Source organism: Psychrobacter sp. CX21, assembly GCF_057396255.1.
On the sequence record NZ_JBXYJG010000004.1, the window covers coordinates 211,883 to 224,205 of the forward strand.

The window sequence follows — 12,323 nt, forward strand, 5'->3', positions numbered from 1 at the left end:
TATAAACTATGCATGATTATCAACTTTTTACCTCAGAATCAGTTAGCGAAGGTCATCCAGATAAAATGGCAGATCAAATCTCAGACGCCATACTCGACGCCATATTAAAAGAAGATCTAAATGCTCGTGTTGCTTGCGAAACTTTAGTTAAAACTGGCGCTGTAGTATTAGCGGGTGAAATCACAACAAATGCCAATGTAGATCTGGAGCGTATCGTTCGTCAAACAGTTAATGATATTGGTTATAACCATTCTGATTTAGGATTTGATGGTAATACTTGCGCGGTTATTAACATGATTGGTAAACAATCTAATGAAATTGCGCAAGGTGTAGATCGCTCTAATCCTGAAGACCAAGGGGCTGGTGATCAAGGTTTAATGTTTGGTTACGCTAGCAATGAAACCAAAGTATTGATGCCCGCGCCTATCGAATACGCGCACCGTTTAATGGAACGACAATCTGAATTACGCCGTTCTGGAGAGCTTAAATGGTTACGCCCTGATGCTAAAGCGCAGGTAACTCTACAATATAATAACGGAGTGCCTTCTGCTATCGATGCTGTTGTTCTTTCTACGCAGCATGATGAAGGCATCTCTCAGTCAGACTTAAAAGAAGCAGTCATGGAGAATATTATTAAACATGTATTGCCATCTGACCTACTTCATCAAGGCACAAGATACCACATCAACCCTACTGGAAAGTTCGTTACCGGCGGTCCAGTAGGTGATGCGGGTCTAACAGGTCGTAAGATTATTGTGGATACCTACGGGGGTATGGCGCGTCATGGTGGGGGTGCTTTTAGTGGTAAAGACCCTTCCAAAGTTGATCGCAGTGCCACTTATGCAGGTCGCTATGTTGCCAAAAATATCGTTGCAGCAGGACTGGCAGAGCGCTGTGAGGTTCAGATCAGTTATGCTATTGGTGTCGCTGAGCCTACCTCCATTTCAGTGAATACATTTGGTACTTCAAAAGTAAGCTCAGAAACTATTATTGAGCTTATTCGCACCCATTTTGATTTACGCCCCTATGGCATCACTCACATGTTAAACCTGTTACAGCCTATGTATCAGCAAACGGCTACTTATGGGCATTTTGGACGTGAAGGTTCAGAAACGGCATTTACATGGGAAAAAACAGACAAAGCCGAAATACTTCGTGCTGATGCTAATTTATAAATTGAATCATTTACTCATTTATTCAAAAGTTATCTATTATGACAGACACTTCTAATACACCAGAAATCCCAGAAATATCTCAAGATATTGAAGCATTTTATAAACGTGCCGACGCCATTATTCAATTAGCAAACAGTCAGTTGGGACCTGAATCTCACTCTGGTCAAGTTGGCGCCTCTTTATTGTATGCGGCTGCTCGCTATAGTGCTTCAGTGGCATCAATAGGCTTTGTAAAGGGAGGTGATTTAGCAAAAGAGAAAGAAGACATCATTGACTTTTACGCCAAGCAATACCGTCAGATGCTTAGTGATAATCTTGACGATTATGCGGACAATTTTGACAAGTATGTACAGGTTAATAAAGATCCAAAAAACTAGTTAGTTAGAATCTAAAAGCTAATACTTTAAAGAACCACTTATTTAATCTAAGTTGTTACTTCTTATTTTTAAAAATATTGACCCACCCTAAGGTGGGTTAATTTTTTGTAAAATATAATTTGAACTTATAGACTTGGATTAAGTCATCGAACTACTAAATGTTTACAGCCTTAATCTCGCTAAGCATATATGAGTATTAATTGCACTCGGTTGTCCTGTAACAAGCATACTTCTTCGACTATAGGTCTAATAGCCTTTAAAAAACAAATAAAAAAGCCAATTCTTTAGAATTGGCTTTCAATCGACTTATGAGCGTACGGGCTATTCACCTGATACTATTTTAGGTGGACCTTTAAGAAGATCTTCATCCTTAAACTCATTCGCTGAGTTATGCTCTGCCGACTCTTCAGTAATAAAGCGCTGCTGAGTACGATACAGTATTAATCTATCACGGCTAAGCCCTCTTAAGAGTGCTAATATCATCACAAATATAACGATAGCAAACGGGAAGCCTGCAACAATTGCTGCTGCTTGTAGTGCTTTTAGCCCGCCTGCTGCCAGTAGAATCGCTGCTACTAAACCTTGAGTTACTGCCCAAAATAAACGCTGTATTTTGGGTGGATTGGTATCTCCACCTGAGGTCAACATATCAATTACGAAACTTGCCGAATCTGATGACGTCACAAACCACAATACAATCATAATAATGATTAACATAGTCGTTATTTTAGTTAATGGATAGTATTCCATAAGCTTAAAGATAGCATTACCATAATCATTTTGAACGACTTCGATAAATCCAGCATCACCTATAAGTTCCATATTGACAGCTACGCCACCAAAAGTGGTAAACCAAAAGAACAATATGGTCATAGGCACAAAAAGCACACCTAATAAAAACTCTCGGATGGTTCGCCCACGGCTAATACGTGCAATAAATACGCCGACGAATGGTGACCAGCTTACCCACCATGCCCAGTAGAAAATAGTCCAAGAAGATTGCCAGTCTGTTTTAGTATAGGCTTCATTCCAAAAAGCCAGTTCAACGACATTACTTATATAATTACCAATGTTCTCAACAAAACTATCCATGATGTATTGCGTAGGCCCTAATATAAAGGCAAATGTTAATAACACAAAGGTTAAAAATATATTTAAATCACTTAAACGTTTGATACCCTTGTCTAATCCTAGCATTAATGAGCCACATGCCAAAAGTGTAATAAATGCGATTAAAACTATCTGCACTGGCACATTGTTGGGTAGTCCAAACAATCCTTCAAGGCCTGAATTGATTTGTAAGACCCCTAAGCCAAGTGTCGTAACCACCCCAAACATAGTACCAAAGACAGCCAACACATCTACTGTATGACCCCATTTACCATTGATACGTTTACCCAAAATAGGAAAAAGGGCTGAGCGTATTGCAAGCGGCAAACCGCGTCTAAAATGGAAATATGCCAAAGATAAAGCAACAAAGGCATAAATAGCCCAAGCATGAATACCATAATGTAGAAATGAGATATTCATCGCTTGTTTTGCAGCTTCTATCGTTTGCGGCTCTCCCATTGGCGGTGCCATGAAATGATAGACAGGTTCGGCAGTACCCCAGTACATGATTCCAATACCGATACCAGCAGAAAACAACATGCCAATCCACGATAGCAAACTGTATTGAGGGGCTTCAGTTTGATGCCCTAATCTGATATCACCATACCGACTTAAAATCAAATAAAGACAAAACGCAACAGCGACATTCATCAAAATAATAAACATCCAGCCGAATCTTTGGGTAATAAAGCTTTGACTCGCGCTAAACACCTCACTTGCTAAGTCTTGGAAAATAGCACCAAATACAATAAAGCCTACGATTAAAATAACCGAGGCTACAAATACTGGCTTATTAACCCTAGGAAAAGGACCTAAGCGCCCAACTTTTAAGTCATCCATTAGAATACCTTATGTCCTAAAAAAAATGATACATTAACAAGTCAATTATTAATTATCAATTATCAGAAACATATCTATTACAAGACTGAGTCAAGTTTTTGTTCTAAATTTTAACTGAATTTATAACTATTTAAATATAACATGCATAAAAAAGACCCAACATAATGTTGGGTCTCTTGCCTATTTAATTAGACCATTATTTAGAAAAAACCAAGTTGTCGTTGTCATCAATATCAACTTTGATCGTATCTCCAGCGACAAAATCACCAGCGAGTAACTTGAGTGATAATGGGTTCTCAATTTGCTGCTGAATAGCGCGTTTTAGCGGTCTAGCACCAAAAACGGGATCATAGCCAACGGCTACTAACATATTCAAAGCATCAGGCGTGAGTTTGATATCCATTTCACGCTCTTGTAAGCGCTCACGTAAACGCTCAAGTTGTCTTTCAGCAATACCAGCCATCTGCGACATACCAAGTGGATGAAAGACTACTATTTCATCAATACGGTTCACAAACTCTGGACGGAAGTGTTGACCAACAGAATCCATGACTGCCGCTTTAATCTCTTCATAATCATCACCTGCCATTTCTTGTATCTTATGAGATCCTAAGTTACTGGTCATAATAATGACGGTGTTTTTAAAATCAACGACACGGCCTTGAGAGTCAGTAAGACGACCATCATCTAGCACTTGAAGTAGGATATTGAAGACATCAGGATGTGCTTTTTCAACCTCATCAAACAAGATTACACTATATGGCTTACGTCGTACCGCTTCTGTTAAAACACCACCTTCTTCATAACCCACATAGCCAGGAGGCGCGCCAACCAATCGACTCACACTATGCTTCTCCATGAACTCACTCATATCGATACGAACCATAGCATCATCAGAATCGAATAAAAACTTGGCAAGTGACTTAGTTAGCTCTGTTTTACCCACACCTGTTGGGCCTAAGAATAAGAAGGACCCAGAAGGTCTGTTAGGGTCTGACAAACCAGCACGGCTACGACGTACCGCATTCGCAACTGACTGAACCGCTTCATCTTGGCCGACAACACGCTCGTGTAAACGCTCTTCCATTGCCAGCATTTTTTCACGTTCGCCTTGAAGCATACGGCTTACCGGAATACCAGTAGCAGACGCAACCACTTCAGCGATTTCGTTATCAGTGACCTTGTTACGTAGCAGCTTAATGTCTTCACCTTCTTCAGACTGTTGCTTTTGCTCTGCTAGGTCAGACTCGGCAATACGCTTCTCTAATTGAGGTATGGTCTCATATTGCAGCTTACTCATGGTTTCGTAATCGCCTTCGCGACTTGCTTTATCATAAGCGATACGGGCTTTATCTAACTCGTCTTTTAACTGCTGACTGCCCTTGAGCAGTGCTTTTTCTGCCTGCCATACTTCATTTAAATTGGCATATTCTTTTTCAAGCTCTTCAATCTGTTCATCCAGAAGTTTTCGTTCTGCCTGAGCTCCCGCATCTTCTTCATTCTTAAGAACTTCGCGCTGCATTTTTAATTGAATTAAGCGGCTATCCACTTTACCCAAAGCTTCTGGTTTACTGTCCATTTCCATACGCAAACGGCTAGCAGCCTCATCCACCAAGTCAATCGCTTTATCGGGTAGCTTACGATCAGTAATATAACGGTGGCTCATACGCGCCGCGGCAATAATGGCACTGTCTTGAATGTCGACACCATGATGCAATTCATAGCGCTCCTTTAGACCCCGCAATATTGCGATGGTATCTTCAACCGTAGGCTCATCAACCAGTACTTTTTGGAATCTGCGTTCAAGTGCAGCATCTTTTTCAATATATTGGCGATATTCATCTAATGTCGTTGCGCCCACACACTGTAACTCACCACGTGCAAGTGCAGGTTTCAACATATTACTCGCATCCATCGCGCCATCAGTTTTACCAGCGCCAACTAAGGTATGCAATTCGTCAATAAATAATATGACATTACCTTCTTGCTTAGATAAGTCGGCCAGTACCGCTTTTAAACGCTCTTCAAACTCACCACGATATTTGGCACCTGCAATTAAAGCCCCTAAATCAAGTGATAACACTTCTTTGGAACGCATACCCTCTGGTACATCACCATTCACAATTTTTTGAGCCAAACCTTCTACAATAGCGGTTTTACCAACACCGGGCTCACCAATTAATACAGGATTGTTTTTGGTACGGCGTGACAGTACTTGAATGGTTCTGCGGATTTCTTCATCACGTCCAATAACGGGATCGAGTTTACCGGTCTCTGCTTGTTCGGTTAAATTAATTGTATATTTATTTAAAGCGTCGCGTTGATCTTCAGCGTTTTGACTATCCACAGTTTGTTCTCCACGAATTTGTTCAATAACCGATTTTAGTTTTTCAGAGGTCACCCCTGATTGAGTGAATATCTTTTTAGTATCACCTTGCTCAGATAACCCCAATAAAACCCATTCTGTCGCGATGTATTCATCTCCCGCTTTTTGCGCCTGACGATCTGCTAAATTCAGCACTCGAACGACTTCAGGATTTAAGTTTACTTCACCTGTTGGGTTTGCAATAACTGCTTCATTCTCTAACGCTTTAGCAACGCCATTTTTTAGCGCAGGTATACTCGCCCCAGCTTGCTGACATACAGACAAGTTAGACTCATCTTCAAGTAATGCTGCCATTAAATGAATAGGGCTAATACTGGTGTGGTCTCTACCCACTGCTAAGCTTTGAGCTTGCTGTAAAGCAGCTTGAAGCTTCTGCGTAAATTTATCTAATCTCATGATAATCCTTATAAAAGTTAATATTTTTATTATTTATATAAACGTAACTATAAGCTTTAACTCTTAATGTAATCATAATAAATGGTTAGAACATTTATGATACTAAGCTTACGTTTTACTCTAGTAACTATATATGGATGATTGACTAATAATTCAATAAAAATCAAAGTTATTTATTTATGTCAAGTTTTAATATGACTACGTAGTTAGCTTGTCTAATTAAACCATATGATTTGATTTATTTTATAAAAATAGAGCTTAATTGATTAGATAGTACTCTAAAACAGTTCATTAAATTAAAGCTTAGAATAATAAAGCTTAAAATAGTAAAACTTAAATTTATAACTTGAATAGGAGCTATATTTGAAGATTAAATAAACATAAAAAAAGCGTACAATACCAAAATTGTACGCTCATTTATTTGATGACTAGTAGATTATACTTTTTAACCTAATTACTTGTTTGGCATTTGACACAAAATCAAAGCGTTTTGAACTTCTACAATAGCGCCTGCCTGTTGACAGTTCTTTATAAGATACGATCGACTTGCCTGCCACCCAGCATAAAAACTTATTACACATAATATAAGTATAAGTAATTTCGTCTTCCAAGACTTTAATACTTCTGGTTTATAAGAGTTCTCTATCTGATTCGACCTTCTAGAACTCAAGCTTTCCTCCTTTTTCAACAGCTGCTTGATAAGCTGGTCGTGCTTTACACAGTTTTAGCCAATTTAATGTATTGGTATATTTCACTGCATCCAAACCTTCACCACTATTCGCCGCTTCAATAAAGAAAGCCAGTTGAATATCTGCTGCTGAAAAGTTATTACCCGCTATCCATTTGTTACTACTTAGCTGAGATTCGACCATTTGCAATGATTTTTTGATATTTTTCTCAATCATAGAGGATTCAACTTGTTTACGAATACTTTTTGAAATAGGACGGATAAGCGCAGGAGAGCGCTCAACCACTTTATTAAAAATCAGACGCATAACGAGTCCTGGCATCGCTGATGCTTCGACGTAATGCATCCAAAAATTGTAATCACGCCATACCACATCTTCAGGATTCACTTTAGGATGCAGCGTGTAGTCAGCATCATATTTTGCAGTCAAATAATCTATAATGTGACCTGATTCAATTAATGCTTGAGTATGTTCAGGGTTGTCTGAATCTATACCAGTTACTTCAAGTATGGGAGACTTACCAGTCGGGTGAACTTGTTCTAAACTTTTTGGTGCTAAAAATGTTTTGGTTCGTTCATATTGAGTAAGTTCATAATCTAAACCTAGTTCTTCTAATAGCCAAACGATTCTAAACGACCGTGAGTTCTCTAGATGATGTATTCGAAGGTTAGACATAAAGATTCCTAATAAAATAGTGGTATGGATAATACAATGCCGACAACCTATATGTCGGCATTAGATTTCTATTGTCTATATCAACGACATAAATTTAATATCAATATTAAATATAAGTATATAGAGAATGAAAGTTTAAATTAATTTTTGATTATCAACTGCCGCGTCATCATCTAATGCAGTGGCATCAGCGATAGCCTCAAGTATCTCATCTTCTTCACCAGTATCTTCAACTCGTGCCATCGATACTAATTGTTCATCTTCTGATAAACGAATTAAGGTAACACCTTGAGTATTACGCCCTGATGTGGCTACTTGAGCAACTGGTGTGCGCACTAGAGTACCTTTGTTTGATATCAAGATGACATCATCTTCAGGTTGCACTTTTGTAGCCCGTACTAATGCACCGTTTCGTTCACTGGTTTTTATAGCGATTACGCCACCGCCACCACGATTCTGAGTCTTGAATTCATCAATAGAAGTACGTTTTCCAAACCCATTCTCACAAGCAATCAGTATCTCGTTCACATCTTCATCAATAACGACTAAAGATTTAATAGATTCTTGTTTGCTGATTCGCATACCACGCACGCCTTTTGCAGTTCGTCCCATGACACGTATGTCATTTTCATCAAAGCGAATGGCTTTACCACTTGAGGCAAATAGCATGACTTCCTGCAAGCCATCGGTAACTCGAGCAGATACCAGCTTGTTACCCTCATCTAAACCTATGGCTATTAACCCATTCGATCTGATATTTGCAAAATGCTTTAACTCTACTCGTTTAACTGCACCATTAGCAGTGGCAAAGAAAACAAACGGACCTTCTACTGCCGCATCATTGTTGTTATCTTCATCATTATCGATATATAAATCGTCTGAATCTACAACAGCTGCTGTAGTTGGAGCTTCTTCAACCATTTTAGGAATAGGCAATATTGTGGTGACAACTTCATCCGCATCTAATCCAATGATGTTGACCAAAGGACGACCACGAGCACCACGGCTAGCAATAGGCACTTCAAAACCGCGTAGACTAAACACTCGCCCGTTATCAGTGAAACACAGTACGGTAGAATGCGTAGACGTCACTACCAAATGATCGATCACATCATCTTCTTTCATGGCAGTAGCAGATTTACCTTTGCCCCCACGTTTTTGAGCAACATAATCACCAATAGGCTGGGTTTTTGCATATCCTGTACGCGACACTGTCAATACAACCGTTTGCTCCGGTATTAAATCTTCACGGCTTAAATCAATACGTGAATCTACGATATCTGTTCGGCGCTCATCACCAAAATTGTCACGAATTTCAATCAATTCGTTTTTGATTACCGTCATAAGCTTATCAAAATCATCTAAGATAGATTCAAGCTCTGCGATCTGGCGCAATAAATCTTGATATTCTTCCGTTAACTTTTCTTGTTCAAGTCCAGTAAGACGGTGCAATTGCATCTCTAAAATTGCATTGACTTGATCTAATGACAACCGATAGTTGTTCCCGTTATCAATCAAACCAAAAGGGTTTTTAAGATCTTCATCATCAATAAACTCTGGACGTACAGAACGAAGATCCCCTGTTTCAAGTGACCCACGCCCTGCCGCTTGAAGCATAGCAACCACTGTACCTGAATCCCACACCTCAGCCAATAGCTTTTCACGAGCTTCACCACGATTTGCAGACTCTTTGATAGTTGCAATGATGTCATCAATATTGGCTAAGGCAACAGTTAAGCCCTCTAACAGATGTCCGCGAGCTTTGGCTTTATTTAAATCATAAATAGTACGGCGGGTCACAACTTCTTGGCGATGACGCACAAATGCAGCAATAAGCTGCCTTAGCGTCATAAGCTTTGGTTGACCATTGTCTAGCGCAACCATATTAATACTAAAGCTTGACTCTAAAGGCGTCTGCAAGAATAAGTTGTTAACGATGACCTCGGCAACTTCTCCACGGCGAAGATCAATAGCTATACGCATACCATCTTTATCAGACTCGTCGCGAATCTCGGAAATACCCTCGATTTTCTTATCACGAACCAATTCAGCGATACGCTCGATAAGTTTGGCTTTATTTGATTGATATGGGATTTCGGTGAAGACAATGCGCTCTCGATCTCGGTTCGCCCCAGAGTCACTCATAGGTTCAATATGATAACGTCCTCGAATATGAAGACGTCCTTTACCCGTACGATAGGCATCAACAATACCTGAACGACCATGAATAATGCCGCCTGTAGGAAAGTCAGGGCCTGATATGAAATTGGTCAACGCTTCGCTAGAAATATTTGAATCTTCTGCATAAGCCAAACAAGCATCCAGTACTTCAGTTAAGTTATGCGGTGCCATATTGGTGGCCATACCAACCGCAATACCTGTTGCTCCATTTACTAGTAAATTAGGGATACGCGCGGGCAAAACACTCGGCATACGTTCAGAGCCATCATAGTTATCTTCCCAATCTACCGTATCTTTTTCAAGATCAGCGAGCATTTGATGGGTAAGCTTGGTCATGCGCACTTCGGTATAACGCATGGCAGCAGCAGGATCGTCATCAATAGAGCCGAAGTTACCTTGACCGTCTACCATAGGGTAGCGAAGACTAAAATCCTGTGCCATTCGCACGATGGCATCGTAAACTGCAGTATCACCATGCGGGTGATATTTACCAATAACATCACCAACCACACGGGCAGACTTCTTGTAAGGTTTATTGTAGTCGTTTGAGAGTTGATGCATGGCATACATAATACGGCGATGCACAGGTTTGAGCCCGTCACGTACATCCGGTAGCGCCCGAGAAACAATGACGCTCATAGCATAATCAAGATAGGATTGCTTCATCTCATCGACGATAGCAATAGGACTGACCGAATCGCTCATATATACATCTCCGTGTTGCTAATAGCTTTAAATCATTAAATAATTAAGGAACAATTGGCTCCGAAATGATCTAAAAATAATACAAACTATTTAAAAGTTTTTGTATCAAAAATATCTTTGCTATTTTAACACAAAATAAGATGTAACGGGCGTATAGACACACCATTATGGGAGACTATATATGACGATAAAATGGTTTGTTTAGATAGGATTTTTTAATATAAGGTGAGCCAATCACGCTTTGTTAGTATAATAATTAATGGTTAATAGAAACAGTTTAATTTACAACAGCTTAATTAGTCAAAACTTATGCAAGCCTGAAAGTCTAAGGGCTTTATCAAGGACATATGAGATCGTTAATTTATAAAACCGCTTTATAGTATTGCTATAAGATTCAAATACGTTGCCAAGTGGTGACATCTAAGCTATTACCTTGAAATAAGACGACATGCGCCATTATCGGATAAAAACCAATCTTAGACCCAATAGGATGATCATGATGGCTGGAGACTAAAGACAACACCTCTTCTCCGTTATCTAAGCGTAATCGATAAAGAAAATTCGCACCTCTATATACCCGCTCAACGACCTCAGCCTGTTGCGGACTATCATCATCATGAACAATATCATCTGGACGTATCAATATCTTGATTTGCGTTCCGTTGGGATAATCGTAGCGACATACTTCACCTTTATCAAACTGTGCTTTATTGTCTGATTCGATAGTCCTATTAGAGGTTAATTGATGTTCTGAATCGCTAATGATTAGAGGGGGAGCGGTGCCACGAGCGTGGATGGGTTCTGGTTGGCGCATAATATCACCAAGGGCCGTTTTGATAACGCCCTGCTCTATTACACCATTAATCATCGCGCCTTCTCCAATAAACTCGGCAATGAACGGGCTATTGGGCTCATGATACAACTTATCTGGTGTGGCCCACTGTGCAATCTTACCATGATGCATGACACCAATTTTATCCGCAATTGCAAACGCTTCATACTGATCATGGGTTACTAATATTGCCGTTGTATTTGTCTTTTTTAATATATCTCGCACTCTGCTGGCAAGAGATTCTCGCAGCATCATGTCTAAATTTGAAAACGGCTCATCCAAAAGCAATAACTCAGGCTTAGGCGCTAGTGCGCGAGCTAATGCAATACGCTGCTGCTGTCCGCCTGAGAGTTCAGTTACCCGCTTATTAGCATGCTCACTGAGCTCTACTAATTGTAGAACTTCTTGAATACGTTCAGCCTTTTGAGCTTTGTTCAATCGGTGTAAGCCAAACCCTATATTTTCTTTTACCGTCAGATGTGAAAATAATGCGTAATCTTGAAATACCATTCCCATATCGCGTTTAGCAGGCGCTACCTGCTTTTTGATATGAGTATTTATAACGTAGGTTAAAGTTTTATGATTTAATTTAATCAGCCCTTGCTGAGGTTGTTCAAGCCCAGCTATTGCTCTTAACGCCGTCGTTTTACCGCAGCCACTAAATCCAAGTAGACATCCAATTTCACCTTGGTTTAATTGCATTGATAATGACTTTACCACCTCTGTATCTCCAAAGCTAACACTTAGATTATTGATATCTAAGTATGACTCTGAATCAGGACGTGAAGGATTAGGTACTTTGGATGTCATTTGTTTTCACCATTAGGCTTAATGTCGTTTATATGCATTTATTCATTTATATATCTTTAAACTTATTAACTTAATATGTAGACACGTACTTATTTTAAAGTGCAGATATAAAGTGTGTTTATCACTGTAAATATAGTTGAAGCCAAT

7 protein-coding genes are annotated in these 12,323 nt (G+C 39.5%); 2 read left to right on the forward strand and 5 right to left on the reverse strand.

Annotation, left to right across the window (positions count from 1 at the left end; genetic code table 11):
- The first annotated feature begins 8 nt into the window (after positions 1-8).
- Together metK and AC2SLP_RS04315 are read left to right on the forward strand one after the other, a co-directional pair.
- The gene (gene metK, locus AC2SLP_RS04310; protein WP_486535396.1) at positions 9-1,175 is read left to right on the forward strand and encodes a methionine adenosyltransferase; all 1,167 of its coding nucleotides are present in this window, start codon (positions 9-11) and stop codon (positions 1,173-1,175) included.
- Between the two features lie 38 nt (positions 1,176-1,213).
- Positions 1,214-1,552, forward strand: a complete 339-nt coding sequence (locus AC2SLP_RS04315; protein WP_486535397.1) for a DUF3144 domain-containing protein — start codon at positions 1,214-1,216, stop codon at positions 1,550-1,552.
- Between the two features lie 321 nt (positions 1,553-1,873).
- Here the strand turns inward: AC2SLP_RS04315 and AC2SLP_RS04320 are convergent, their stop codons facing one another.
- The 5 genes from AC2SLP_RS04320 to AC2SLP_RS04340 form a co-directional block, all read right to left on the reverse strand.
- A complete protein-coding gene (locus tag AC2SLP_RS04320; RefSeq protein ID WP_486535398.1) occupies positions 1,874-3,502 on the reverse strand; it encodes a BCCT family transporter in 1,629 nt (542 codons plus the stop codon).
- 196 nt (positions 3,503-3,698) lie between these two features.
- Positions 3,699-6,284 carry an ATP-dependent chaperone ClpB gene (clpB, locus tag AC2SLP_RS04325; protein WP_486535399.1) on the reverse strand — a complete coding sequence of 862 codons (2,586 nt, stop codon included), beginning with the start codon at positions 6,282-6,284 and terminating at the stop codon, positions 3,699-3,701.
- A 659-nt stretch (positions 6,285-6,943) separates the two neighbouring features.
- Complete coding sequence (locus AC2SLP_RS04330; protein ID WP_486535400.1) at positions 6,944-7,648, reverse strand: glutathione S-transferase; 705 nt, start codon at positions 7,646-7,648, stop codon at positions 6,944-6,946.
- Between the two features lie 135 nt (positions 7,649-7,783).
- Positions 7,784-10,534: a DNA gyrase subunit A gene (gene gyrA / locus AC2SLP_RS04335; RefSeq protein ID WP_486535401.1), complete on the reverse strand. Its 2,751-nt coding sequence runs from the start codon at positions 10,532-10,534 to the stop codon at positions 7,784-7,786.
- A 394-nt stretch (positions 10,535-10,928) separates the two neighbouring features.
- Positions 10,929-12,176 (reverse strand): ABC transporter ATP-binding protein, encoded by a 1,248-nt coding sequence (locus tag AC2SLP_RS04340; protein ID WP_486535402.1) that lies wholly within the window; start codon positions 12,174-12,176, stop codon positions 10,929-10,931.
- Between the last annotated feature and the right edge of the window lie 147 nt (positions 12,177-12,323).

Bases quoted from the DNA above. Each gene is read 5' to 3' on its own strand.
- AC2SLP_RS04320 (WP_486535398.1), bottom strand. From the start codon at position 3,502: ATGGATGACTTAAAAGTTGGGCGCTTAGGTCCTTTTCCTAGGGTTAAT.
- metK (WP_486535396.1), top strand. From the start codon at position 9: ATGCATGATTATCAACTTTTTACCTCAGAATCAGTTAGCGAAGGTCAT.
- clpB (WP_486535399.1), bottom strand. From the start codon at position 6,284: ATGAGATTAGATAAATTTACGCAGAAGCTTCAAGCTGCTTTACAGCAA.
- AC2SLP_RS04340 (WP_486535402.1), bottom strand. From the start codon at position 12,176: ATGACATCCAAAGTACCTAATCCTTCACGTCCTGATTCAGAGTCATAC.
- AC2SLP_RS04330 (WP_486535400.1), bottom strand. From the start codon at position 7,648: ATGTCTAACCTTCGAATACATCATCTAGAGAACTCACGGTCGTTTAGA.
- gyrA (WP_486535401.1), bottom strand. From the start codon at position 10,534: ATGAGCGATTCGGTCAGTCCTATTGCTATCGTCGATGAGATGAAGCAA.
- AC2SLP_RS04315 (WP_486535397.1), top strand. From the start codon at position 1,214: ATGACAGACACTTCTAATACACCAGAAATCCCAGAAATATCTCAAGAT.